The organism is Sphingobium lactosutens, from assembly GCF_013393185.1.
Lineage (GTDB): Bacteria > Pseudomonadota > Alphaproteobacteria > Sphingomonadales > Sphingomonadaceae > Sphingobium > Sphingobium lactosutens_A.
On record NZ_QJQX01000022.1, the window covers coordinates 79,416 to 104,154 of the forward strand.

The following is a 24,739-nucleotide window of genomic DNA, read 5'->3' on the forward strand; positions in this document are numbered from 1 at the left end:
TAGAATGCTGGCTGGGAGCCATATGGGAGCCACGCGAACGCAAGTTCAGGCGCAGAGAAGCGAATTGTAGCAAGCGCCTTCTCGAGTGGCCGACGCCATGGAATGGTCCGCTTCATGATCGGATCGAAACCGAGAGCCAAGACGATCTCACGGCCGCTCGCGAAGCTAGTCTCATGTGTCGTGAAGCAACGACGTACAGTGTATCGGCATCCTTGCGCGAGTAAGGTCCATCCCGACCACAGCGCAATTTTCCTTTGGGCGCTGCCTGACCTTTTCCAGTCAACTACCACCGTTCAGGCGTGTTAAGACCGCCTTGCCGGGCTTGAAAAATGGCCGGCTCTTCGCCTCCACGCTGACCGCCTCCCCGGTCCGGGGATTGCGCCCCGTCCGAGCCCGGTAGCTTCTCACCGAAAAGGCACCAAAGCCACGCAGTTCGACACGGCCGCCAGCATTGAGTTGGGTAACGATCGCGTCGAAGAATGTCTCGACGACCTTTTCGACCTCGCTTCGGCTCAGACCCGGATTTTCTTCGGCAATCCTGTCAATCAGGTCAGATCGTACCATAATGCTTTCCTGCCCCCATAGGTCCAGCAACAGTTGCAGAGATGCTTTGGCGCGGAAAGCGGTGTTTCCGACCATCATCGCCATTGGTTGGCATGCGACTATGAGAGCCTGCCTCCCAAGGCCGTTAACGGACGCCCGATCTCCCTGCCTTCCGCAGAAGGATCAACCGCCGTTGAGCGGCCGGTGACAGGCTTGGCTCTATCAATCCATGAGCCGGCCGGGCTTTGGCCGCAATGCTCTCGCCCCCGCGATCAGTCGATTCGCCAGGCTCCAGATTGAACTGACGGCGCAATCGTTTGAGACGAGTGAATCTGGACGCTGACAATTTCCCTACCCCCGCTGCGGAAAGCCCCGCCGTACCGTGCGCGGTAATAGCTGGCTGCGAATGCTTCCAATCCGCAAAAATTATCTGCGACCCCCAGTTTGTGGGTTCCCGCGCGCCAGTGGCAGAGAAAGGCTGCGGCGATCACTCGCCATTATTAGGGCAATTCCCTTTGCGTATCGCATCTGCCGCCAGCGAGTAGGGCTATGATAGATGCCGACGGCCCGCCAGAAATCCTTCGCTTCGTGGAGCGCCGAAAGAAATATCCATCTGGCAGCGTCTACGTTGAAGCAGGGGTCATTCCGGAGCCATGATCTTACCTGCGACTCGCTTCGGTGGATCAGCCGAGCGATACGAGGAACCCACCAGCTGTTCACCTGCATCGGCCCCAGATCTACCGAGCCGTCTGCATTCCTCACTTCCGCACCAATCCATCCCCCCTCCTGCCTCCTCAAGGCCCGCAGGGTTCGCCCCAACTCCTCCACTTCGTTTCGGTCCTGCGGATGCAGCCCGACTTCATCGGTGAGCCTGCCGGTCCACGCCTTGCCGCCCACCCCGCCTCTCCGGCGGCCGGTGCCCGATACCGGCTTTGGCAGTCCTGCCTATGCGAGGGAGGAACTGGTGGCCGAAATGGCCAGCGCCTTTCTCTGCGCGGAATTGGGCATCGTGCCGACCGTGCGCCATGCCGATTATCTGGGCGCATGGCTTTCCGTCCTGCGCGAGGACAGCAAGGCGATCTTTCGCGCTGCCAGTCAGGCCAGCAAGGCCGCCGACTATCTGCTCGCCTTCCGGGATAGGGAAGAGCAGGGGGAGGAAACGGCATGACCCATGATCGCCATGCCGCAGAGCGTCAGCGCTATCGCGCGGCGCTGGCAGGACTTCCCTCCATCCCCCGCATCGTGTTCCTGCTGCACAGCCTCGATCGCCTGAACTATGAGCAGATCGCCTTTCGCATCGGGGAGGATGTGGGCGCGGTAGAGCGGCATTTCGCCACCGCGCTTAAGCATCTGGTGCGGGAGATTGACGGGCCTCCGCAATGAATCGCCATTTTGGCGATAGTTGGCCAAGGGCGTCCGAACATCTTCATTTGGTGGACGGGCGCTGTTTGGCTAGGAGGGGTGCAATGCGCACCGACCTCGACCATCTGCCAGCCTCCAAACAGCGCGAACTTGAGCGCGTCGTGCAGATCATCTTCGAGGAATTCGGCGACGCCAACAACCTCGCCACCGGCAAGCGCAAGGCGGGGCGTATCCACAAGATCATCCTCTACGGCAGCTATGCGCGGGGCGGATGGGTTGACGAGCCGCACACGGCCAAGGGCTACAAGTCCGATTATGACCTGCTCATCATCGTCAACCAGAAGGAACTCACCGACCGGGTCCAATATTGGGAGAAGACCGACGAGCGGCTGATGCGCGAACTGGCCATCACCCAGACGCTCAAGACCCCGGTGAATTTCATCGTTCACACTCTGCAAGAGGTGAACGATGGGCTGGCGCACGGGCGCTATTTCTTCATGGACGTCGCCGATGAGGGGATTGCGCTCTATCAGGCCGACGAAAGCGAACTGCACCAGCCAAAGCCGAAAACGCCAGCGCAAGCGCTGGCGATGGCGAGGGAATATTTTGAGGAGTGGTTCCCCAGCGGCGCAGGGCGGTTAGACACCGCTCGCTATGTCCAGCGGGAAGGGAGGTTGAAGGAGGCCGCATTCAACTATCACCAAGCCGCTGAATGCCTCTACCATGGTGTGCTGCTTGTTACGACCTTTTACACCCCCCATGTCCACAATCTGAGCTTCCTTCGAACACAAGCTGAGCGTCTGGACTATCGTTTGTTCAACGTCTGGCCACGCGATACGCGGGCCGAACGGGCGATGTTCGAAAAGCTGAAAGACGCCTATGTGAAGGCGCGATATTCCAAGCACTACGCGATCAGCGCGGAGGAATTGACCTGGCTTGGCGCGCAGGTCGAGGAGTTAGGCCGCGTCGTCCACACCGTTTGCAGTGAGAAGATCGCGGCCCTTGAGGCTGCCCTCAGCGACGCGGCGTAGCCTCGCCCGCTACCTGTTTCATGAGGATTGCGCCGACCTTTTCGGCCGCCGCCAGTAGGGCGTCGTCTGCCAGATGCGCATAGCGAGCCGTTGTCTTGATCCGACGATGCCCCAGCAAGCGGGAGGTAGTCAGCAGGGTTTCGCCCGACATGACGGCATGACTGGCGAAGCTATGGCGCAGATCGTGGATGCGCAGTTTCGGCGGCAGGTCGGCTTCCCGCCGTACCGAAGTCCAGACGGAACGGACGGCCTCATATTCTCCTTCTTCGATCATCGGAAACACCCGTTCCGGGTTGAGCGCGGATCGCCATCGTTTCCCGCGAACCTTTTGCGCTCTCAGGAAGCGGCGGACGGGCGCGCCGATGATGACGTCTCGCGGTCCCGTCTTGCTATCGCGCAGGCTTATGCGGAGACGGTCTACTCTTCACAGTCGAAAACCTATCCGCGGGTCTTCGTTCTTGCGCCGGTCGGCTCTCCGCTCGTCACTGGACAGAACTTTTACACTGCGATCACACGCGCGGAATATAGTGTGACGCTTTGGACGGAGGATCGAGCGGACCTCGTCGACAAATTGAAGCATAACACCGGTCAGAAGACATCCTCCCTCGAAGGGATGGATATGATCAGGCGGAGCGGGACGGAAGCCCGGCTCGATCGAGAGGCTGTTCGCATCCAGAAGGAACGCGACCTCTATGACGTGCAGCGGCGAGAATTGGCCCTTCTAGGTGCTGAGCGGCGAGGCGTTTATAGAGGGAGCGACCGCAAAGGTCTGGCTGGCGCGGGGCTCCGCGCAACGGAAACGCTCACCGCCCTCATCGACCGTATGCTGCGGAACAAGCCCAAACCGGAAATCTCCCGTCCCAAAGAACCCGACCGGACGGACGAGGCACGCTGCGACCGAGGGCGCGATCGATGACCGGGCGGCATCGTGCATCGCTGATGAGTTGCTGCCTAGCAGCTGTGCTCATTGGGCAGGTTACAGCCGCCGAAGCCGTTATAGGGAGCCAAGGCGTCGTAGAGGCCGAGAAGGCGATCGATCAGTGCATCCATCAGGCAGCGTCCGGGCGCCCATGGCTTGCGCAAAGCCCCGACTTGCGGCCCGACGCGGTGGGCCTATAGGGGAACGCCGCCCACCCCGCCGCGCCGGAGGCCGGATAACGACGTCATCGCGGTACGCGATGGCCGCCAGCAGCCAGAGGCTGCCGCGTCAGCGATCGTTACCCGACAGGGCCGAGACAAGCGTAGCGCAGGCTCGGTGGAGCGAAGCGGAATAGAGCGCGCCCGCCTTGAGCGGGACGCCCACACTCTTCTCCCCAACATCGGTTGAATTGAGAATATTGTTTTGGCCAACCAAGACACTTCAATCGAAGGCGGCTCATACAGTCCCAAGGCCAGACAATAATTCAGACCATCTATCTGGACGGAAAATTCTTATTCCGTTTCCGAAACAATAAATCCGCCAAAAGTCCCGGCACATCGGGCTTTCGCCATACGAGGAGAGATTACGCCCCCGAAAGCCCGAAAAATTTCTCTTGACCACCTCTAGCGATTCAGACTTTCGCGCGGTGTTATGAGCCGGGGAATATTGCCGATTCGCACTTTTTATGCCCGGGATGAAAATAAGCCTGGCGCTTTGTTGCGTTCTCGATTCTTATGATTCGGAAGGGGACCGAATTATGAAAACCGCTGCAATCATAGAGGGTTTAGGCATGGAGACGGCGAAGGCTACGCCGCCCGTCTATGTGGACGCTTTTGCGGGATGCGGTGGTCTTAGCTTAGGCCTGGATAGAGCAGGTTGGTCGGGCCTTTTCGCAATTGAAAAGGATGAATCCGCATTTCAGACGCTCCAGGAGAATTTTCTCGGGGACGCGAGCCGATACCGTTACACATGGCCAGACTGGTTAGAAAAAAAACCCTGGACCGTGGAAGCGCTACTCAGCGAGCATATTGAGCAGCTTCGGCAGCTTAGCGGAAAGGTTGACTTGCTTGCCGGCGGCCCACCATGCCAAGGGTTCTCAAGCGCGGGTCGCCGGAAGGCGGACGATCCACGAAACGCATTGGTCGAACGCTATCTTGAGCTGGTGGACGTTCTCAAGCCGCGCTTGATTCTATTAGAAAATGTCAAAGGTTTCACGCAAGATTTTAAGGCGAATACCAAGAATGGCAGAAGCGCCCGAGAAAACGTCGCAGCGCAAATAACACGACGGCTTTCCGCCTCTTATCATGTTCAATCGATTTTGCTCAAAGCGTCCGACTACGGCGTTCCCCAAGCTCGCCCGAGATTCATTCTTGTCGGCGTCCGCATTGACAGCGATCTAAGCGATAGCCCACTCGATCTTTTGGACCAGACAAGGGATGAAGTTCTCAGGTCTCTCAACTTGCCGTTGAAAAGCACCGCTTCGGATGCGCTCTCTGACCTGGAAATCGGCAGAAATCCGTTGATCAACTGCCCAGATTCCAAGGGTTTTGAAGCAATCGGATATGTGGGGCCACTAACCCCATTCCAGCGCTGGTGCCGCGATGGAAGTGATACACCGCCGTCTAGCACTCGTCTGGCAAATCATCGCGCGCCGATACGCGAAAGATTTGCTGAGATAATTGAAATGTGCAGGGAACAACAACGCTCCACACGCTCGCTCTCGCAAGCGATGCGTGATCAATTCGGTCTCAAAAAACTGGCTACGAGGGTCCTCGACCCTAAAGAACCCTCCCCGACTGTGACGAGTATGCCGGACGACCTAATTCATTATTCAGAGCCACGGACGTTAACCGTTCGGGAAAATGCCCGGCTACAAACCTTCCCAGATTGGTTCAAATTTTGCGGAAAGTATACGACCGGCGGTCTTCGACGCCGCGTCGAAGTACCCCGATTTACACAGGTCGCGAATGCCGTACCGCCATTGCTGGCTCAAATATTGGGGACGCGCCTGATTAGACATCTTAATCGGCCGCCAATGGATGGCCAGTAGGGAAATCGGGTGAAGGAGCAGCAACCGACTCTACCGCTTGCTCGACCACCTTTTCCACTTCTTCAATTTGATCAGCCAGCGCAGTCTCTCCATGCGCCTCTGCCATTTCTTTCAATATGGCCAGAAGTGTTTGCAAATTGTCCGCATGGCTCAATAATTTCAAGCGAAGTTGGATCATGCTATTCTGATCAAAGGCTTCGTTGCGGCCTTCGAGAACTAGCTTTCCTTCCTTCATCGATGCGCGACGATGGGCAAAGTCATTGCGCGGCGTAATGACCTCCTGCGCATACCGACCTAGCGCATCTAAAAGATGGGTCTCTCGAATTTTATCCGCGATTTTCTCTATTTCCGCCTGAAGAACCGTCAATCGAATAGCGGCTCCAAATGCTGGCTCTTTCAGAAGTTTATCAAGGCGGCCTTTATTTCCTAATTTTTCTATATCATCTGCCTTGCTACGCATACTGGTAGCAACTTTCTCGCCAATCAATTTAGCGAACGATGCCGCGTCTGCCGGATAGACGACAGCCTGAACCACCTCCAGACAATCAATCATTGCCTGATCCAAATCGCTAGTCGCGGCCATCACAATTCCGCGCATATGGTTTAGGTCCAGAACCTTTCTCATTTGCGATTGAATATGGCTTATCGTGCGAATGCCCAATTCAGTGCGGTTCACGCAATGAACGCCGTCAAGATCTTCATCAAAGATCGCCTTACGCAACGCTTGAGGCGACTCTGAGCTGTAAAATATGATGTCGGTGTCGCGGAATTTCTGTCGGATACGCCGCGCCAGCTTGGCTCCGTCGTGACTACCGCCCAGACGCCAGTCCATGAGGACGAGATCAACATCGCTTTGATCTGGTAAGTCGGTCAATGGGTCTTCAACCCCCGCTACAGGCGCGCGCATAGTCACTTCTGGCTCAAAGCCAAGCCTAGCAAGGCCGGTTAGGATACGGTTCTCGACCGGCTTGGCATTGTTAGGCTGATCATCAAACCAAAGGATACGGTAGTCGAGCCTCATCGAATTTACCCCCTAATCCGAACGACAAATCGCGCGCCGTTCGGCAACCGCTCCGCCGCGATCGAACCGTTCATGTCATCGAGAATTTCGGCGACATGATAAAGCCCCAATCCCGATCCAAGAGAAGTTGTGAAACCCTTTTCAAACAGGCGATGCAAATCCGTTATCGAGTCTGAAAACCCTCGTCCATCGTCATCCGCAACAATCCGAAGTTCCTTCGCCGACGGCTGATCAATGAAAAACTTTATCGTTCCCGCATCAGCGCGGCCAGCGTTGCTGATAAGATTGTCGATCACGATTGCCACTTCGATCGGCTTGAACGTCTTCACCAATGACTTGGCTTCGCTGTCGACCAAAATCTTTATTCCAGTTTCAGCGAACGTCGGAGCGACTTGCTCGATATATTGCTCAATGTAGAGCGCCAAATCTTCCTGTATATTCTCCGAGTCCAGTCTGAAGTTCGCCTTTGTAGCAAATCGAGCAGTAGATAGGACTTTTTTGTTTTGAAATGATATATTGTCGAATGTCGTCAATAGATCATCCAACGATGGCATGTGTCCTGCTCGGATATTCTCCAACTGACCTTCAATGATCTCATTTATCGCAGCAGAGTGTATGACAATTTGGTGGTGCAAAATTTCGACTGTATCTCGATCAAGTGAAGAAAGGGATGTCAGGAATAGATTTCTTTTTCTCTCTTCAACGTAACTTTTGGTCGCCTGATCTGCACGCAGCGCAGCGTCTCTCGCCTGTCGTTCCGCTTCCCGTCGCGCAATTCGCTCGCGGTCTGCCGCCTCGCGCGCAGCTGCCTCTGCGCGTTGCAGTTCATTAAAGCGAGTGGAGGCTGCGTCTATTTCGTTCAAAAGTTGTTTATTGTCGGATTTTTCTGCAAGCAGCCTTAGGCCGGAGAGGGATTTCGAAAATTCATCCGATCGCTCGTTGAGAATTCGAATAAGCTCTCGGTTGTAGTCGAGCAACTCGACGCCATCTGCACCCGCCAACTGAGTGACAATGGCTGTGATCCGGGCGCTGGCATGGTCGCCTTTCAGCCTAGACGTATCCTCAACCTCTAAATCGAGAGGGTCTTTCCAATTCACCCCCACGACATATCGCTCCAGACGGCGAAGGCACATTTCATCAAAGCAGTCAGTCAACTGCTCGTATGCTGGCGTGTCGATCAGCCCTTGATTTCGGCTGGTTGCCTCCCGAAAATGCTCATCGTCGCCAGAAATATCAATGCGGCCGATCACATCACGAGTACCTAAAAAGCGAGCATAACCCTGTTGCTTACGCCGATCGATGCCAAAGGTATCGACACCAGGTTCGCCAATCGGAAATATTCTGAATCCGTTTTTGAATAAAAATATCGATCCAAATTGAACTGACGGGACTCCCATCCTTACTGCGAAGGTTGCCTTGGCCGATCGATTAAGATAGAATAAATTGCTCGAAAATTCAGAACCTGACAGAAGTGGATACGGATTTGGCTCGCGCACTTTATAAATAAGTGCGCCACGATCATTTAATTCGGAATATAGAAATTTACCATCTTTCGAAATTTCTACAGATAGATGAGTCGTCTTCCCTTTAAGTGTCTCAAATATGAAATTCTTGATAGGACCATTTACAATATCTACCGCCTCAGTGTTGCCCTTTTGCTGGGCGGTGATCCGTTCAGCCTGATCTACCCTATCTTCATGCGGAGCAGTCAAATTCACGACGAATTTATGATCCGCAGTACCAAATGGATTTATCAACTTCGCAAGGGCAGCACGCAATTTTAGCAGTTTGTCACGCGGCCAGTCTTCTCTGAGACCGCCAATTTCCAAAACAGTGCCATACTTAATCTTCGTCACTTCGGCAGGAAGATCAAATTCACCCATAGAAGAATGAGAAACGGGAATATCTATGAACTCGTCCTGGGAGTTGGCTTCAAACAAATCCCAATTTACATTCAACAATGTTACGCTGGAATCGCCAGCCCTGCGGCTTTGCAACCTGAGTTTTCGTCCCAAGCGATCGCACGAGAATCGACCTACACCTTTGCTACCTGCATAGCTTCTCTTATGTCCGATCTTATCTCGGTAATCGGCTGCATCTTCGCTGCCGTCGCGCTTGGCTGAATACGCCACGAAGAGCCATTTATTCTCGATATCTTCGAACGACATCCCTTTACCATCATCGGTGATGAATAAGGTGCCATCGACAAACGCCACTTCAACGGTTTTGGCTTGAGCATCGAATGAATTTTTAACCAGTTCGAAGATTGCCACAAACTCGTCGGTGATGAGGTCGCGACCAATCACCCGCTTAAGAGCGGAACTGATACGAAAGTGGAGAGGCATCGCCCCGGTTTGCTTGATCTCACCGCGAGGCATCTCAGCTGAATCCAAATCCAATTCCCCACTCTCTTCTGACGCTAGCCTCTCCTTTAATGCGGCTTTGCGACATAGTAAAATTTTCTACGATCTACTGACGGTTAGCCCATGCTCAGGATCGCCTAGCGTACTCCGTTGAAAACCGATAAATTTCCACCTTTATGCAAGGCAACATGACGTTGAGCCAATGATCCCTATCAGAAATGATGCTCCATTCGATGCCAAGCTAGCGCGTTGCCACTCGGATAGTCGACCGCTAGCGATGGCAAACTCAGTTTGGATTTCGCCAACCCCTCGTACTCGGTTCCGATCAAATGCGCGGCTGTAAGAATGGACATGTCGGCCGCAATTGAAATGTGACCCAAATCAAACAACGTGTGAATGTCGGCCCGAAGCAACAAGCCGTTTGGCGTAACGTTCGTTTGAGCCCCTAAGTATGGCCGAATATGAGCTGCTTCCAGTAAGGCCTGAATCGGGCACCGCGTAATTGCGCACCTCCCTCCATAAGCGCGAAGCAATTTCCTACGGAATGCTGGCTGCCCCTGACGCCGTCGCACCTGCGCCCAAATTTTCTTGCGACCATCCTCTACGGAATGAGGATCGAAATTATCCTCCGGTTGATTGGCCTGCTCGTGTTCCGTCCATCGCTGCAATATAAAATCGGTCGGCATCCCATTGCTGTGGGACACGTATCGAAATCGGCCTTCAAACCGAAATCCGGCTCCGGGATGCTGCCGCTTACTGTCGCGAAAAAATACAAGCAATTCATCGCCCACATCCTCGTGATTGATGATTACTCCATCGGTTCTTCCCTTCGATTGCCCCTGCCAATAAAGAATATCACCCTCGAAACGATCTTCGTACTGCGTACGATCCTTCGTTTTTTCCTTTGTTACGAACAGCCAAATAGAATTTGTGCCCTTTGGACGAAAAACTCCATTATCAATAGTTGCATCTGTTATATTGAATTTTTCACGAAGATCATTTCTCGTATAAATTTTGTCGAGAATTAAACTCGGCGACGTCCAATTTGACACCTTGAACCCCAGCGCTGCCATGCGCCTGATGACGGGCGGGCCGCCATAAAAGTCATCTGAATGCAAAGCGTGTTTCCGCCCGTGCTGGAAACCATATGCCGCTGCTGCCAGCGGTTTACTGTCGTACCCAATTCCGTCTTCAACAACAAAGTGATCTCTTGAGCGCCCAAAAGCGGCCTCTGGAGCGCTATACTCAGCAATGAACGCATCGCGGCCTAACTCGCGGAACTGCTTCATCGCTTTTCGTACTGCCGCGACGCTAGTTAGGTCTTCAAGATTGCCGCCAGTTGCCAAGTGCTTCTACTCCTTTGTCGAGCGCCACTCGTCCTTAGCTGCTCGCCCACCTTCCTTTCAACCATAGCGCACCCAAAATTAAGACTTCGCAATTCCTAATTGATCTCCGGTAGAGCGCAGTCAGGTGTAGGATTGACTTTATTCACTGGGCCAGCGTCGGGAAACAGGTGATGGGGCGCGGCTAAGGCACCGTGCCCCGTTTCTGGCTATGCCGCCTCCCAAACCTGATTCAGAATCTGCGCTGCCATCGCCGCCTTATCTTGAGGTAGAAAGCGGCCGTAATGCTTTGCGACCATCTCCGGGGTGTCCTGAATCGCATAGCTTGCCTGTTCGTAGGAGCCGGTATGCTTGAGGATATGGGTGGCAAGAACGTCGCGCACATTGTGTGGTCCATGAGGTAGAAGCCCTCTGATCGCACCACGCCCGGTATAGGGATTGAAGACCCCGTACCGCTGGATGACCAATCGCCACGCTTCGTAAAATGTGGACTGGTTGTACGAGGCGTCGCGACTGGTGGCCTTGACGGTCTTGACGAAGAATGTCCCCGGATCGTTTGCGCCGTTGAGCAGCATGGATCGGTGCCGCCCAATATACTCGGTGATATGATCATACAGGCCGCCGAGGTTGGGCAAAACTAACCTAAACGGCTTGCCCGCAAAAAACGACGAATGGGCGTTCTTGAATGCCACGGCGGGCACGAAAACCTCCCAGCCCTCATCACGTTCGCTCCAACGAATTTCGCCCCGCTTCTGCACCTCAAGCTGACGCTCCGAACGTGGAAGGTGCCCGCGCGGACACACCATCAATTGGCGCAGGTTCTTTTGACGCAGTCCAAGATGAAGGCCCAATCGGATGAGGAGGTAGGAACGTGCCGTTTCCGCCGCTGCACGAGGGTAACGCCGCGCATCTGGGCGAATCTTCATTATTTCATCGGCGATTTTCAGATATTCGGCAACAGGGCTATGAGCTTCCAAGATCGCCAAAATCGGTTCGAACGGATCGCGATGAATGCGCGCAACCCGGTCAACCTCTTTCACTCGCGCGCCCGCGTGCGCATGAAGGAAATCACACGCCCCCTGCCAATCTGCGCGTGCGGACGCCACCTCCTCGGCAGAAACAAGCCCTGCTATCGGCACAAGACGAGCGGCAAGCTCGGGATGCTGGCGTAGCCATCCAGTATCAGCACGGACCAAGGCCATGGCGTTGCGCAGCATGTCGCACTCCCACCGCGTGAAGAAGCCGCGCCGACGTTCGCGCCACTGGACATACCAGTCCCACACACGCGGGAAGACAAGCATGGCGAACGACATATCCTTGAGCGGCACCCCATGGCCCTGGATACTCGGTGGCACCCGATATCACCACATTCTGCACCCAATCGAGAATTTCCGCCTGTTCCTTCAAAGAGCGTGAATTGAAATCATCAGGTAGATGCCATGCCAAGCGACGCTGCTCCGCCGGTGACACGCCCTTTATCAGAAACCCGGATGGCGCACGGGCCGGGTTGGGCAGTTTCGATTTGAAGTACCCCGCGGGCAAGCCGTAGCGATGCTCGATGCGTGCCAAGATTTCCAAACTGGCCGCGTTTCTGGGTGCGCGGCGTCCCTCGACCCAGGATTGAAGGGTCGAGCGATCTAGCTTTTCACCCACCTTTATGATGGCGCGGTGAAGCTGATAATAGCTTTCCGAAAAGCGCCCCAGGTGAAGCACAAGGGCCTCCCGGAAACCGGGCGGATCAATCCATTCCTCGGTATTCGGCATGGGGTTCTCAACAACCGGCGTAGGCTTGCGCCCGCGCTTCGACACTTCGCGCTGCTCCCCGTCGCGGCTTGCGCCGCGTAACTTCAATGACATTTTTTGATAATCCGAATGATAGCTACGATAACCCGACATTTGGTTCGGGTGCGCGTGATCTGCGCGCAAATCGCATGACGTCAAGGAGGTTCGGTTTGCGTCTTATCTGACGGAAAAATGTCCGATAAAATGCGCTTAGACACTGATCATTTTCTGATCGACAGGAAGCTAGCTGTCAGCTTGGTCGTTTGCAGGCAAAGTCCTGAGTTATAAACGTTGGATTTATACCTCAAATTATGCCATTTTATGATCTATAATTGACATCGGTATGGCTCATGAAATGGAACTGGCAACAATCTGACTGGCCAAATTTTGAATGGGACGCCCCCGCACTGGCGGCGTCGGAGGCTCAGTTTTTGCAGCAATCGGGCGTCGTCATCGGCTCCGTCAAGCATCTTGGCAACGAGGACCGGGCGTCCCTTACGATCGACCTGATGACCGGGGAAGCGCTCAAGACTTCCGAGATCGAGGGCGAGATACTCAACCGCGATAGCGTCCAGTCGTCTCTTCGTCGGCAGTTCGGCTTGGACACCGATCATCGCCGTATTCCGCCCGCCGAACGCGGCATCGCGGATATGATGGTTGCTCTTTATCGGGGCTATGCCGAACCGTTGAACGATCAAACGCTATTCGCTTGGCATCATATGGTTCTCAACGGTCGGCAAGATGTTCGAGCGATCGGCCGCTATCGCGATCATGACGACCCGATGCAGGTTGTCTCGGGGCCGTTGCATAAGCCGAAGGTGCATTTTGAAGCACCGCCATCGTCCTCCATGCAGACGGAAATGCGGCGGTTCATTTCATGGTTTGCTGCAACCGCCCCCAATGGCAAAACTCCATTGCCTGCAATCACGCGGGCGGCTGTTGCGCATCTTCATTTCGTCAGTATCCATCCGTTCGAGGACGGCAATGGTCGGATCGCACGGGCGCTGGCTGAAAAGGCGCTGTCACAGGCTATCGGCCAGCCAAGCCTTATCGCCCTGTCTCATATCATCCAACGGAAGCGCTCGGCCTATTACGATGCGCTGGAAGCCGCCAACAAGCGGAACGAAATCACAGACTGGATCGCATACTTCGCAGAGACAGTGATCGACGCGCAGGACCACAGCCTTGCGCTCATCGACTTCCTCCTGACGAAGACCAAATTCTATGACCGCTTCCGGGATCGCTTGAACGAGCGGCAAGCTAAGGTCATCGCCCGGATGTTCCGGGAAGGTCTCGACGGCTTCAAGGGCGGTCTCAGTGCCGGGAATTACATCACGATTGCTGATACCTCTCGCGCAACAGCGACGCGCGATCTGCACGAACTGGTGGCGATCGGCGCGCTCACCTCATCCGGCGCGCTAAAATCCAGCCGCTATCATATCAATCTTGGCGGCCCCGCACAATCATTGCTCCAACCTCGATTGCTGATGTCAGATGGGCACGAACGCCCAGTTTAGGATTCAGGACGCTTGCCGCACCAAGGAGTTACCTTGACGGGTTCGTTCTGACTGTTTGCGAGTATAAGCGGTTTGCGTCGTCCTTCTGCGCTGCGAACGAACGCGAGACGTTTGGCGCGGAGGTTCGCTTACCACCGAACTGCTCAATCCCGCCGCACCCCTTAATCATAGCGCCGGTAATTTGATGGAAAATTATGAGTGAGGATAGTTGCTCGCCAGCCATTCGAGATATCGGAACGCTTATGACTTAAAGCCCACTTCGAAATGAAGTGAGTCACAACATACTGATAGATAATGATAATTTGATTATCCTACGATTTCTGCGGGTTTGCCGAGTCAACGGCTTTATTTCACTTTTTTGAACCGCACTGCCCTTGATCTATCGTTGAACTGTGGTTGAGAATATCGGCATGTTCGAGATTGCAGCAGCATTGTTGAAAGGAGGCATAAGCGCCAGCGGGCTATTCGCTCTCACACTGCTGATCCTTGTATGGCGAGTGCTGCCGAGACTGATTGACCGGCTCCCTGAAATCATCAAAGCCGTTTCCGATGCGAGAGTGAAGAATGGTCGACGGCGACAACCCTAGACTGTAATGCGAATAATCCTTGACCGGGCACAACATTTTACGCAAAAATGTGCCCTGAGAGGAAATGACGTTCATTCATAACCTCTTGAATTATCGCAATTTATTGGCAGCTCGTGAGCGTAGGGTGCATTACACCGGCCTTGGGCCCGTGCGTCCGCCCTTCGCAGCGCCCAGCCGCTGCGTCCGTCATCAGACGGCGCGGGCGGGCCTCCTCGAACGGGTTTTCATGCCGGTCGGCAAAGCGGGCGATCTGGGAAGAGCGTTGCAAGCGCCTGCTCCTTGGAGAATAGTTGGCGATGGCGGGCAGACCCCTTGCAATGAGGAGTCGATACATGCCCAAGATGACGGATCGCGAGCGGCTCGCGAAGATAGAGGCCGACCAGCAAAGCCTTGCTCAAGAGGCGGAAACGGTGCGGCAGGCTTTACGTGCGCATTACGGAAAAATCGCGACGGACCTTGCCGTCGAAAGGCTGAGCGAACGGGAATTTCGGGATGTGCTCAGCCACGCTATTCGAGTCGGCGGCGGCGCTGCGATAGCAGCGCTAAAGCCATTGTCAGCGGCCAGCGCGCCGCCTGAACAGCCGCCACTCAAGAAGCCTGCGGAGGCGCGAAGCAAGCCGCCACAAGGCAGCGGAACAAATGGCGACGACAAGACGCTGTCCGTCGTCCAGCCCTAGCGATATGGTATCGTGCCGCTGGCACGAAAAAAGGACCGGCGCGCGCTTGCGGGCCGGTCCCTTCCTCTTCTGTCGTAGTCTCTAGGCGGGTATTACGCGCCGCCTGCGCTTGATGGGAATGTCGGGTGCCTGCTCGCTCGCCAGGAAAACATGAGTGGGCACGCGATGGCCGCTCTGCGGGTTGAACAGTTCATAAAGGCTCGCCTGAATGCCCGACCCTTCGCAAAGGATCGCCTCAACCGGCATGAGTGCGGCAATGTCCCGATTGCGTTTGAAGCCTGCGCCTTTCCCGCGCCCATAGATGCCGAAGGTGACACATGGCACGCCCCTTTGCGCGGCCCATGCGGCGGCGGCGGCATCCACCTCCAAGCGCTGCCCGGTGGTGACAAGCAACATGCGCGGGATGCGCGTCCTGATCTGTTCAAGCCGGTTCCAGATGATGCGCCCGTCATGCCAGTTCTGCGGACCGGAAACGACGACGATAGGGCCTTGCGGTTCATAGCGCTCGCGCCGCTTTTCCGCCCGGACGCGCAGGAAGTCGAGTGCCGATATCTGGCTTGCGGTCGTGACATGCGACGCCCGCGACCCGCGCGCCGGGGACCATGGGCGGCCCGAGCAGGTGCGATACATGGCGGCGGCATAGTCCCGCATCGCCTCAATCGCGGCGCGCTGTTCGGCTATGGACTGGCATTCAAGCTGCGTGTCCTCCAGTTCCTTCATGAAGACTTCGCCCGGTTCTGTCCGCCGCGCCATATCGCGGATATTGTCGGCAAGCTGATCTTCGCGCCGCTCCAGCTTTCCGGCGACGAAATGCAGCGAATTGACAATGCCCCATGCGACTTCAGGGGCAAGCGCCTCCAGCCGGGTATCGGTGAACAGGTCGAAAATCGACGCAATGATGCCGCCGCATTCCGCCTGCGCCGCGATGGGTTCGGGCATGTCGAGTTCTGCGGGTTCCTCGCCCCGCTCCATGATCGTAAGCGGCATAGGATCGCCGAACGATGCCAGAAAGTCGGGCGTGGCGATGAGGTCGGCATAGAGTTCCGGCAGGTCGGCAAAGCTGCTAACGCTCCGGTAGGCTGTTGGCTTGCTCATGGGATCGCTCCTGTTGAGAGGATAACGGTTCAGGGCCGGGACAGCGTGACGGCGCTTCCCGGCCCGTCCTGGCTGCCCCTAGAAAGGCACCTCATCGTCAAGGTCGCGAGGAGCCCCGCCGGTAGCCTGGTGAAAAGGGGCCGGCGCCGCCGCTGAAACGGACAAACGCCGCCGGCCCCTTTTCGCCTGGCGGAGCTTGGCTCCGACGCAACTCGTTGTGGCCGAAACCGGTTCTGCAACGCGCGGAACCTGCGAGGGCGGCGAAGGGGGTGATGGCTTGTCCGCCGGCTCCACGAACCCTATCGCGCGAAGCGCGATTCCATAGGCGAAGCCTGAAATGCGCAGGTCGCGCACCGCATAATGACGCCAGCGGCAGAAGGCCGACCTCTCCACTACCCCCGCGGAAGGGATCGTTACGGCGTCAGGCGCGGCATCTACGATAATATGAAGACGGCGGTGACGAGCGTGTTCACCGGCAAGGAGCGGGTGTTCAACCGGCGGTTCCTGATCATGGCCGACCATTATATGGTCGAGCCCACTGCCTGCTCGCCGGCGGCGGGCTGGGAGAAGGGACAGGTCGAGAACCAGGTACAGACGATCCGAGGGCGCTTCTTCCAGCCCCGTCTGCGGTTCGCCAGCCTCGAAGAGCTCAACGGCTGGCTGGAAGCCGAGTGCCGGCGCTGGGCCGAACGACAGGCGCATCCTGAGCAGGGCGAACAGACCGTGGCACAGATGCTGGAGATCGAACGCCCTGCATTACAGTCGATGCTGGGGCCGTTCGACGGCTTCAACGAGAGCGAGCATGGCGTGAGCGGCACCTGCCTGATCAGCTACGATCGCAACCGATACTCGGTCCTCTCGACGGTGGCGCGGCGCACGGTGCAGGTCCGGGCCTATGCCGACCGCATTGTCGTGCGATGCGGTGATGAGGTCGTCGCCGAGCATCCCCGTTTCTTCGGGCGGAACCGCACGATCTATGATCCCTGGCACTATCTGCCGGTGCTGGCCCGCAAGCCCGGTGCTTTGCGCAATGGCGCCCCCTTCCAGGACTGGGAGTTGCCGCCGGCCTTGGCCCGGTTACGACGCAAGCTGGGCAACGGCGATGATGCCGATCGGCGGTTCGTGCGCGTGCTGGCGGCCGTGCTGACCGATGGCCTGGAACTCGTCGAGGCCGCCGTGCGGGAGGCGCTGGCGACCGGCACGGCGAGCGATGATCTGATCCTCAATATCCTGGCACGGCGCCGCGAACCGCCGCGACCGCTGACGATCGTCACTTCGGAGGACAACGCCCTGCGGCATCCCCCGATCGCCGACTGTGCCCGTTACGACCAACTGAGGAACTTCCATGCAGCGGCATGACATGATCGACGCGATGCGCGGGCTCGGACTCAAGGGGATGGCCGGCGCGTTCGATGAGGCCGTCACCACGGGCCTCCAGCGTCAGCGCACGACGATGGAGATACTGACCGATCTGCTGCGCGCGGAGGCAACGCACCGTCACGCGGCCTCGATCCGATACCGGATGGCGGCCGCCAAGCTGCCGGTGGTGAAGGACCTTGACGCCTTCCACTTCGAGGGGACACCGATCAACGAGGGGCTGGTCCGTTCGCTGCACAGCGGCGCGTTCCTGCCCGCACGGCGCAATGTCGTGCTGGTCGGCGGCACCGGCACGGGCAAGACCCACCTGGCCATCGCCATCACCGCCAATGTCGTTCGCGCCGGGGCGCGGGGGCGTTACTTCAACACGGTCGATCTGGTGACCCGCCTCGAAGAGGAAGCCCGGATCGGCAAAAGCGGCGCGCTTGCCGCCCAGCTCTCCCGGCTCGATCTCGTGGTTCTGGACGAGCTTGGCTATCTGCCGTTCGCCCGTTCAGGCGGGCAGTTGCTGTTCCATCTGGTCAGCAAGCTTTACGAGCAAACCAGCGTCGTCATCACCACCAATCTGGCGTTCGGGGAATGGCCCACCGTGTTCGGCGATCCCAAGATGACCACCGCTCTCCTCGACCGCGTCACGCATCATTGCGACATCATCGAAACCGGCAATGACAGCTGGCGCTTCAAGAACCGAAACTGATCCCCGCCACACGCCTGGATTAAGATGCTTTGCGCTGCGCGCGCCTCCGGTCGGGCTCCGCCCTCCCTACGCCGCGCGCAGCGCAAGGCGCGTTCCTCGACCGTTGTGCCACCCTTGAAGGGGGTCCCTTTTGCGCGCCGATCGGGGGTCCCGTTTGCACGCCGATTGACACTTGCGCTAATCGACTTCCTCCTGACGAATACCAAATTTCTATGCCCCCTTCCGGGATCGCTTGAGTTAGCGGCAGGCTAAGATCATCGCCCGGATGTTCCGGGAAGGTCTTGACGGCTTCAAGCCCGGTCTCAACGCCGGAAACTACATCACTATTGCCGAGACCTCCCGCGCAACAGCGACGCGCGATCTGCACGAGCTAGTGATGATCGGCGCGTTGACTTCATCCGGCACGCTTAAATCCAGTCGCCATCACCTCGATCTTGGCGCTTCCGCACAGCCATTGCTCCAACCTCGGTTGCAGACGTCGAGTGGGCATGAACGCCCTGCTCGTCTATACCGATGACGCGACCAGCGAACTCATGCGCCTCGAGATCGTTGAGAACAGAAACATCTCCGCATAAGCAAGAAACCAAACAAGTATTTCAATTATCGCTTACAGGTCATCGGAGATTGCGTTGAGAACCGGTGAAGCCCTCACGACATGCAGAGGTGATGACGAAAACTGAATCGGTGTCCGCAACGCGCGGAGCAATGTGCCATCCTCGCGAATGACTTCGGCGATCATGCCACGCGCAATGATCTGAGGATCCTCCAGTGCCTGTGCGACGGAATTGATCGGGCCGGCAGGAACGCCAATCCGCTCGAACTCCGCCAGCAGCGTATCGCGGGTCGATAGACGCGTCGCTGCCGCAATGGACCGCCCAAGCTCGGCGCGATGCGCAACCCGTCCGGCATTGGTGGCGAACGCAGGACGGTCTTCCAGTCGCAGCAGCGCGGCGACCCGCCGATACTGGGCATCGTTACCGCATGCTAAAATGAACCAGCCGTCTGATGCAGGAAAAGCCTCATAAGGTACGATATTGGGATGTGCGTTACCGAGACGCGTCGGGCTGACGCCGGAAACCAGTGCATTCATTGCCTGATTGGCAAGCGTTCCAACCATGACATCGAGGAGCGCCATGTCGATCTGCTGCCCTTTCCCGCTCACGTCACGCTGGCGAAGGGCCGCCTGGATGCCGATCACCGCATAGAGACCCGTCAGGATATCGGCATAGGCAACCCCGATTTTTTGCGGAGGCCCGTCCGGCTCACCCGTCAGGTCCATGATCCCGCTCATGCCCTGCACGATGAAGTCATAGCCCGGACGATGGGCATAGGGACCGGTCTGGCCAAAGCCCGTGATCGAGCAATAGATCAACCGAGGATTGATCTGGGCGAGACTGGCATAATCCAGTCCATATTTCGCAAGTCCGCCAACTTTGAAATTCTCGATAAGCACGTCGGCATCGCGAACAAGGGCACGGATATCGGCCTGCCCAGCGGGTGTGGTGAAGTCGACGATACGCGATGTTTTGCCCCGGTTCGCTGCATGAAAATAGGCCGCGTCACAGGTGCCGTCGGCGTTTTCAACAAAGGGGGGGCCCCATGTGCGGGTGTCATCCCCCGCTGGGCTCTCGATCTTGACAACCTCCGCACCAAGATCGGCGAGCACTTGCCCAGCCCAGGGTCCAGCGAGGATACGGGCAAGCTCGACCACCCGAACGCCGGCAAGAGGGGCTGCTTCCATCAGAAAGCCGCCAGACCGGTAATTGCGCGACCAAGGATGAGTGCGTGGACATCATGCGCGCCCTCATAGGTGTTCACAGTCTCAAGGTTGACCATGTGGCGCATGACCTGGAACTCCTCGGAAATACCATTGCCGCCGTGCATGTCGCGCGCATGCCGGGCAATCTCCAGCGCCTTTCCGACATTGTTGCGTTTCACCATGGAGACCATCTCCGGCGCAAACCGCCCTTCGTCTATCAGGCGGCCCACACGAAGGCTCGCCTGGAGGCCGAGGGAAATGTCGACCATCATGTCCGCCAGCTTCTTCTGATAAAGCTGGGTTCCTGCAAGAGGCCTGCCGAACTGCCTGCGGTCCAGTCCATATTGTCGCGCGGCATGAAAACAGAACTCGGCTGCGCCAAGGGCGCCCCAACTGATGCCGTAGCGCGCACGATTGAGACAACCAAATGGGCCCTTCAGCCCCTCGACTTCCGGAAGCAAGGCCTCCTCGCCCACTTCCACCTCATCTAGCACGATCATGCCAGTGATCGAGGCACGCAGGCTGAGCTTACCGTCTATCTTCGGGGTGTCGAGCCCCTCCAGCCCCTTCTCCAGTACAAAGCCTCGGATAGCTCCCCCATGCGCGTCGGACTTGGCCCACACGATGAAGACATCGGCGACCGGCGCGTTCGATATCCAGGTCTTTGTACCTGAAAGACGGTAGCCGGTTGCTGTTTTAATCGCTCGCGTCCGCATGCCGGAGGGATCGGAACCGGCATCCGGCTCCGTCAACCCGAAGCAGCCGATCCACTCGCCCGATGCCAGCTTGGGCAAGTAATGCTGCTTTTGCTCCTCGGAGCCATAGGCGTAGATCGGGAACATCACCAGACTGGACTGAACCGACATCATGGATCGATAGCCCGAATCGACCCGTTCGATCTCGCGAGCGATAAGTCCATAGGATACATAGGAGGCGCCTACACCGCCATATCCCTCTGGAATCGTTGTACCCAACAGGCCAAGTTGACCCATTTCCCGAAATATGGCGATGTCCGTTTCCGCATCGGCATAAGCGCGAATGATACGTGGCTGCAGCCGCTCCTGCGCATAGGCTTGCGCGGTGTCGCGGATCATGCGTTCGTCGTCGGTGAGGAGGGTATCGAGATCGAAGGGATCCGACCAATCGAACGGCTGCATCAGGCTTCTCCTATGAAACTTCACGCACTCTTGAACCGCGAGCACAAGGCACTCAATCTCGAAAGCATTGGCATTTGATCGAAAAATACGATTAAATCGCCACATGCCTGATCCCCGTGACCTCCGCCTGTTTGTCTGCCTTGCCGAGGAGCTTCATTTTGCTCGGGCCGCCGACCGCCTGGGCCTTGCGCAATCCAGTCTCTCTGTGCGTCTCCAACGGCTGGAGGACATTGTGGGAGCACCGCTTTTCGATCGTCATAAAAGAGCAGCCGTCCAACTCACCGAGGTCGGGTCGGTGTTGCTTCCCGAAGCGAAAGACACATTGGCCCGAATGGCGCGCTTCGAAGCCATCGGACGCATGGCCGCCCGCGGTGAGGTAGGGACGCTTCACCTGGGCTATATCTTTTCGGCGGCGATGAATGGAATGCTGGGTACGGTTTTGAGCGCTTTGCGATCCGAGGGCGCGTTTATCGATCCTCAAGCCAGGTTACTCGACACACCCTCGCAGCTTCGCGCGATCGCGGATCGCACCATCGACCTTGGCCTGTGCAGACCGCGCCCCCTCTATCCGGCCAATGTCGAGGCGCGCACCATCCATCGCGAACCGCTTGGCCTGCTTATGCGGCATGACCACAGGCTCGCAACCTCGACCATAGTTGCCGCGAAAGAGCTTGAGGCGGAGACTTTCCTGCTGCCCCAGTTCAACGAGCGTTTCGGCCTGGTGGAGAAGCTGGACCGGCTTGCCATCACGGGCGGCTTTCCTCCGCCCGATCCGGTCCGCACGCATGATTTTGTGACCGCCGCGAGCATGGCGGCTGCTGGATATGGGATCGTCCTTGGTCCACGCTCACTGATAGGCCTCGGGATCGACGCTTTGCGTTTCGTTCCTGTCGCAGACTTCGGTGAAGCTATCGAAACCGCACTGATCTGGCATCAGAAGACCAGCCGCTTCATCCGTACCCTTGTCGAGCAAATTGCCGCCGCAGACGGCACCCCGGCAGAAGATGGTGCGCCGTTCCCTTCGTCCCGCTTCAAGCCAGCACCTTGACGGCCGACCAAGCGAATAATCGGGGATCAGCATCACGATAAATCGCGGTATAGTCGAGCCTATTCACCAGCAGCCCGGCTGTGCGCATGACCTCGACACCGATCTGACCGAATATCGCGGTGAAGCCGGGCTGCCGGGAAACGGTACGGCGCAGGAGAGCTACGCTCTGATAGGTCCGTTCCCCGCTGGTGATCTTGCGGATGAATTCAGCTTTGTCCTCAACCATGCCGTTAGCGTGGGTATAATGGAGATCATCGGCCAGGACCGCAAACAGTTCCTCCGCGTCGCTTTTGGCCATCGCCGCAAAGCGACGGTCCTCCATGGCCAGGGCAGAGATATGGCTATCAGGCATCGACTGATCCTTTCTGTGGTTTCGATTGTACGGGCGATGCGCGCGGGCCGCTCCGCTATACTGCCGTGTAGACGGTTTTGGTGCGCGTGTAGAATTCGTGCGCCGCAAACCCTTGCTCGCGCGGGCCCATGCTGCTCGCTTTCGTGCCACCGAACGGGACATGATAATCGACGCCTGCGGTCGGCGCATTGACCATCACCATGCCAGCCTCGATCCGCGTCCGGAATTCCCTGGCATAAGCGAGTGAGCGTGTCACGACCCCAGCGGACAGACCGAATTCGGTGCCGTTTGCGACAGCGATCGCTTCTTCAAGGTCGCCCACCCTGACGACGCTCGCGACCGGACCGAAAATCTCTTCCCGGTTGACGCGCATCTCCGCAGTGGTGCCCGTGATCAGCGTTGGAGCGAGGAAATAGCCTTCGGTGTCACGCCGCAGACGTTCGCCCCCGCAAGCGATGCGGCCACCCTGCTCCACCGCAATCGAGAAGAAGGCTTCGATAGCATCGCGCTGATCTTCACTCGCGACTGGGCCGACCTGTGTTTCCGGGTCGAGCGCATGCCCCACGCGCAGGCGTCGCACAGCATCGGTCAATCCGTCCACAAATCGGTCGTGAATGGCGTCGGTGACGATGAGCCGACTGGATGCGGTGCACCGTTGACCGCTCCCGAAAAAAGCCCCGTCCAACGCTATGGCGATTGCCCGATCAATGTCCGCGTCGTCGAGCACGACAAGCGCGTTCTTGCCGCCCATTTCGAGCTGGACCCGCTTGCCACGCCCGGCTGCCGCTACCGCAATCTGCTGACCGACCTGCGTCGAGCCGGTGAATGTGATGCCTGCCACTCTGGAGTCTGTAGCAAGCGCCCCCGCCGTCCGTCCTGGGACGAAGACGAGATTGAATACCCCTGGAGGCAGGCCTGCTTCATCTAGGATATCTGCCAATGCCGAGATGATCGCGGGTGTAATGGCCGCAGGCTTGAGCACCACGGCATTGCCAAAGGCGAGCGCCGGCGCCGCTTTCCATGCAGGGATGGCCAGCGGAAAATTCCAGGGCGTGATGAGCCCAACCACGCCGAGCGGCTCCTGCCATGTCGCCACGTCCAGCCCCGAACGCACCGATGGGAGGCTGCGGCCATGAAGACGCAATGCTTCGCCACCAAAAAACCGAAAGATACGGGCAGCGCGTATAACCTCTCCCCTGCCCTCCGCGCGCGTCTTTCCTTCTTCGCGCGACAATAATTCCCCAAGCAGATCGGCCCGTTCCATGAGGAGAGCGCCTGCGCGATCCAGAATGTCGCCACGTATTTCCGGCGACACGGCCCCCAGCCACGCTGCGCACTGGCGGCTGCGGCAATGGCGTCGCCTAGAACGGCCGCATCGCCGTTCGGCGCGCGGGCGACAATGTCGGAAAGATCTGAAGGATTGCGTCGCTCGATCAGCATCGCGCCTGCGACCCTCTCGCCGCCGATCCTGTGCGTCAGGGTCTGTGTCATGCTGTCAGCTCCGGCCAAGCTCTTCACGCAATTGCGACACATAATCGCTGCGGTCCATGCTGCCTGGAAGTCGGGCGACCAAGTCCCTTGTCTCCGCAAGGATCGTCTCGTCGCTCTTGGTCAGATCGAGCGGATCGGCACAGGGCTGAGGCGTGTGGAACACCGTATCCAGATAGACCTCGACCCGGTTCCGCTCGGGATCGTAGAAATAGATCGACCATGCATTGCCATGGTTCAGTCCGATCATGTCCGTCGCGCCAGATGCCTCCGCAGCCGCGCCGACACTGCGCAGAGCGGCGAGGCTTTCCACCTTGAACGACAATTGCATAATCGTGCTGGGCGTGTCGGGCGCGCGTCCGGTTGACAGCACGATCTGATGATGCTGCTCCGCCGCACCGCTCATGAACACAAGGCTGTTCTTAAACACCGCGCCGACGCCGCGGTCCGTGACATACAGGCCAAACACGCCCGCATAGAAGCGTTCCATCGCGTCGATATCGACGACAAAAATCCCCAGATGCGCCAGTGATGGCCGCGTCATGCCAATCGCAGTCGTCATATCTTGCCC

The 24,739-nt window shown here is 57.5% G+C and carries 20 protein-coding genes and 2 pseudogenes; 9 read left to right on the plus strand and 13 right to left on the minus strand.

The window, feature by feature from the left end; translation table 11 throughout:
• Positions 1-279 precede the first annotated feature (279 nt).
• Positions 280-564: an HU family DNA-binding protein gene (locus DM806_RS02335; protein WP_179041706.1), complete on the minus strand. Its 285-nt coding sequence runs from the start codon at positions 562-564 to the stop codon at positions 280-282.
• A gap of 910 nt (positions 565-1,474) precedes the next feature.
• Here DM806_RS02335 and DM806_RS02340 point away from each other — a divergent pair.
• The 3 genes and pseudogenes from DM806_RS02340 to DM806_RS02350 form a co-directional block, all read left to right on the plus strand.
• Positions 1,475-1,711: pseudogene (locus tag DM806_RS02340) on the plus strand (zincin-like metallopeptidase domain-containing protein); the annotation flags it as partial.
• Positions 1,708-1,926 carry a sigma factor-like helix-turn-helix DNA-binding protein gene (locus DM806_RS02345; protein ID WP_179041658.1) on the plus strand — a complete coding sequence of 73 codons (219 nt, stop codon included), beginning with the start codon at positions 1,708-1,710 and terminating at the stop codon, positions 1,924-1,926. The pseudogene DM806_RS02340 and the gene DM806_RS02345, both read left to right, overlap by 4 nt.
• Positions 1,927-2,009: 83 nt before the next feature.
• Positions 2,010-2,936, plus strand: a complete 927-nt coding sequence (locus DM806_RS02350) for a HEPN domain-containing protein (RefSeq protein ID WP_179041659.1) — start codon at positions 2,010-2,012, stop codon at positions 2,934-2,936.
• On the opposite strand, the gene DM806_RS02355 is transcribed toward DM806_RS02350, so the two are convergent.
• Positions 2,920-3,342, minus strand: coding sequence for a tyrosine-type recombinase/integrase (locus DM806_RS02355; RefSeq protein ID WP_372859200.1), 423 nt, complete (start codon positions 3,340-3,342; stop codon positions 2,920-2,922). The genes DM806_RS02350 and DM806_RS02355 overlap by 17 nt on opposite strands.
• A 1,270-nt stretch (positions 3,343-4,612) precedes the next feature.
• Between DM806_RS02355 and DM806_RS02360 the strand changes: the two genes are divergently transcribed.
• Positions 4,613-5,905, plus strand: a complete 1,293-nt coding sequence (locus DM806_RS02360; protein ID WP_218647309.1) for a DNA cytosine methyltransferase — start codon at positions 4,613-4,615, stop codon at positions 5,903-5,905.
• Here DM806_RS02360 and DM806_RS02365 read toward each other — a convergent pair.
• The 5 genes from DM806_RS02365 to DM806_RS27105 form a co-directional block, all read right to left on the minus strand.
• Complete coding sequence (locus tag DM806_RS02365) at positions 5,877-6,926, minus strand: response regulator (RefSeq protein WP_179041661.1); 1,050 nt, start codon at positions 6,924-6,926, stop codon at positions 5,877-5,879. The genes DM806_RS02360 and DM806_RS02365 overlap by 29 nt on opposite strands.
• A 5-nt stretch (positions 6,927-6,931) precedes the next feature.
• Positions 6,932-9,325, minus strand: a complete 2,394-nt coding sequence (locus DM806_RS02370; protein ID WP_179041662.1) for an ATP-binding protein — start codon at positions 9,323-9,325, stop codon at positions 6,932-6,934.
• A gap of 176 nt (positions 9,326-9,501) precedes the next feature.
• Positions 9,502-10,635, minus strand: a complete 1,134-nt coding sequence (locus DM806_RS02375; RefSeq protein ID WP_179041663.1) for a DUF3427 domain-containing protein — start codon at positions 10,633-10,635, stop codon at positions 9,502-9,504.
• 206 nt (positions 10,636-10,841) lie between these two features.
• Positions 10,842-11,849 (minus strand): hypothetical protein, encoded by a 1,008-nt coding sequence (locus DM806_RS27100; RefSeq protein ID WP_256869052.1) that lies wholly within the window; start codon positions 11,847-11,849, stop codon positions 10,842-10,844.
• Positions 11,815-12,528 carry a hypothetical protein gene (locus DM806_RS27105; RefSeq protein ID WP_256869053.1) on the minus strand — a complete coding sequence of 238 codons (714 nt, stop codon included), beginning with the start codon at positions 12,526-12,528 and terminating at the stop codon, positions 11,815-11,817. The genes DM806_RS27100 and DM806_RS27105 overlap by 35 nt, the downstream gene beginning before the upstream one ends.
• A gap of 236 nt (positions 12,529-12,764) precedes the next feature.
• Between DM806_RS27105 and DM806_RS02385 the strand changes: the two genes are divergently transcribed.
• Positions 12,765-13,931, plus strand: coding sequence for a Fic family protein (locus tag DM806_RS02385; protein ID WP_179041709.1), 1,167 nt, complete (start codon positions 12,765-12,767; stop codon positions 13,929-13,931).
• A gap of 919 nt (positions 13,932-14,850) precedes the next feature.
• The gene (locus DM806_RS02390) at positions 14,851-15,195 is read left to right on the plus strand and encodes a hypothetical protein (RefSeq protein WP_256869054.1); all 345 of its coding nucleotides are present in this window, start codon (positions 14,851-14,853) and stop codon (positions 15,193-15,195) included.
• 81 nt (positions 15,196-15,276) lie between these two features.
• On the opposite strand, the gene DM806_RS02395 is transcribed toward DM806_RS02390, so the two are convergent.
• Entirely contained in the window at positions 15,277-16,290 is a 1,014-nt protein-coding gene (locus DM806_RS02395; RefSeq protein ID WP_179041664.1) for an SLOG family protein, read from the minus strand.
• Positions 16,291-16,716: 426 nt separating this feature from the next.
• On the opposite strand from DM806_RS02395, the pseudogene DM806_RS02400 reads away from it, so the two are divergent.
• A pseudogene (locus tag DM806_RS02400) lies at positions 16,717-17,649 on the plus strand (Mu transposase domain-containing protein); the annotation flags it as partial.
• Positions 17,636-18,364 carry an IS21-like element helper ATPase IstB gene (istB, locus tag DM806_RS02405; RefSeq protein ID WP_179041665.1) on the plus strand — a complete coding sequence of 243 codons (729 nt, stop codon included), beginning with the start codon at positions 17,636-17,638 and terminating at the stop codon, positions 18,362-18,364. The pseudogene DM806_RS02400 and the gene istB, both read left to right, overlap by 14 nt.
• A gap of 607 nt (positions 18,365-18,971) precedes the next feature.
• On the opposite strand, the gene DM806_RS02410 is transcribed toward istB, so the two are convergent.
• A complete protein-coding gene (locus DM806_RS02410) occupies positions 18,972-20,105 on the minus strand; it encodes a CaiB/BaiF CoA transferase family protein (protein WP_179041666.1) in 1,134 nt (377 codons plus the stop codon).
• A complete protein-coding gene (locus tag DM806_RS02415) occupies positions 20,105-21,280 on the minus strand; it encodes an acyl-CoA dehydrogenase (RefSeq protein ID WP_179041667.1) in 1,176 nt (391 codons plus the stop codon). The genes DM806_RS02410 and DM806_RS02415 overlap by 1 nt, the downstream gene beginning before the upstream one ends.
• Before the next feature lie 103 nt (positions 21,281-21,383).
• On the opposite strand from DM806_RS02415, the gene DM806_RS02420 reads away from it, so the two are divergent.
• A complete protein-coding gene (locus DM806_RS02420) occupies positions 21,384-22,328 on the plus strand; it encodes a LysR family transcriptional regulator (RefSeq protein ID WP_179041668.1) in 945 nt (314 codons plus the stop codon).
• On the opposite strand, the gene DM806_RS02425 is transcribed toward DM806_RS02420, so the two are convergent.
• The 3 genes from DM806_RS02425 to DM806_RS02435 all read right to left on the minus strand — a co-directional run bounded on the left by DM806_RS02425 (position 22,312) and on the right by DM806_RS02435 (position 24,730).
• A complete protein-coding gene (locus DM806_RS02425) occupies positions 22,312-22,680 on the minus strand; it encodes a nuclear transport factor 2 family protein (protein ID WP_179041669.1) in 369 nt (122 codons plus the stop codon). The two genes, DM806_RS02420 and DM806_RS02425, sit on opposite strands and share 17 nt — an antisense overlap.
• A 55-nt stretch (positions 22,681-22,735) precedes the next feature.
• Positions 22,736-23,944 carry an aldehyde dehydrogenase family protein gene (locus DM806_RS02430; protein WP_256869055.1) on the minus strand — a complete coding sequence of 403 codons (1,209 nt, stop codon included), beginning with the start codon at positions 23,942-23,944 and terminating at the stop codon, positions 22,736-22,738.
• A 231-nt stretch (positions 23,945-24,175) separates the two neighbouring features.
• Positions 24,176-24,730, minus strand: coding sequence for a VOC family protein (locus DM806_RS02435; protein WP_218647310.1), 555 nt, complete (start codon positions 24,728-24,730; stop codon positions 24,176-24,178).
• Between the last annotated feature and the right edge of the window lie 9 nt (positions 24,731-24,739).

What these genes read in the sequence shown, in the direction of transcription:
- DM806_RS02335 (WP_179041706.1), bottom strand. Translation starts at nt 564, where the DNA reads ATGGTACGATCTGACCTGATTGACAGGATTGCCGAAGAAAATCCGGGT.
- DM806_RS02345 (WP_179041658.1), top strand. Translation starts at nt 1,708, where the DNA reads ATGACCCATGATCGCCATGCCGCAGAGCGTCAGCGCTATCGCGCGGCG.
- DM806_RS02350 (WP_179041659.1), top strand. Translation starts at nt 2,010, where the DNA reads ATGCGCACCGACCTCGACCATCTGCCAGCCTCCAAACAGCGCGAACTT.
- DM806_RS02360 (WP_218647309.1), top strand. Translation starts at nt 4,613, where the DNA reads ATGAAAACCGCTGCAATCATAGAGGGTTTAGGCATGGAGACGGCGAAG.
- DM806_RS02365 (WP_179041661.1), bottom strand. Translation starts at nt 6,926, where the DNA reads ATGAGGCTCGACTACCGTATCCTTTGGTTTGATGATCAGCCTAACAAT.
- DM806_RS27100 (WP_256869052.1), bottom strand. Translation starts at nt 11,849, where the DNA reads ATGCTGCGCAACGCCATGGCCTTGGTCCGTGCTGATACTGGATGGCTA.
- DM806_RS27105 (WP_256869053.1), bottom strand. Translation starts at nt 12,528, where the DNA reads ATGTCGGGTTATCGTAGCTATCATTCGGATTATCAAAAAATGTCATTG.
- DM806_RS02385 (WP_179041709.1), top strand. Translation starts at nt 12,765, where the DNA reads ATGAAATGGAACTGGCAACAATCTGACTGGCCAAATTTTGAATGGGAC.
- DM806_RS02390 (WP_256869054.1), top strand. Translation starts at nt 14,851, where the DNA reads ATGCCCAAGATGACGGATCGCGAGCGGCTCGCGAAGATAGAGGCCGAC.
- DM806_RS02395 (WP_179041664.1), bottom strand. Translation starts at nt 16,290, where the DNA reads ATGAGCAAGCCAACAGCCTACCGGAGCGTTAGCAGCTTTGCCGACCTG.
- istB (WP_179041665.1), top strand. Translation starts at nt 17,636, where the DNA reads ATGCAGCGGCATGACATGATCGACGCGATGCGCGGGCTCGGACTCAAG.
- DM806_RS02410 (WP_179041666.1), bottom strand. Translation starts at nt 20,105, where the DNA reads ATGGAAGCAGCCCCTCTTGCCGGCGTTCGGGTGGTCGAGCTTGCCCGT.
- DM806_RS02415 (WP_179041667.1), bottom strand. Translation starts at nt 21,280, where the DNA reads ATGCAGCCGTTCGATTGGTCGGATCCCTTCGATCTCGATACCCTCCTC.
- DM806_RS02420 (WP_179041668.1), top strand. Translation starts at nt 21,384, where the DNA reads ATGCCTGATCCCCGTGACCTCCGCCTGTTTGTCTGCCTTGCCGAGGAG.
- DM806_RS02425 (WP_179041669.1), bottom strand. Translation starts at nt 22,680, where the DNA reads ATGCCTGATAGCCATATCTCTGCCCTGGCCATGGAGGACCGTCGCTTT.
- DM806_RS02430 (WP_256869055.1), bottom strand. Translation starts at nt 23,944, where the DNA reads ATGGAACGGGCCGATCTGCTTGGGGAATTATTGTCGCGCGAAGAAGGA.
- DM806_RS02435 (WP_218647310.1), bottom strand. Translation starts at nt 24,730, where the DNA reads ATGACGACTGCGATTGGCATGACGCGGCCATCACTGGCGCATCTGGGG.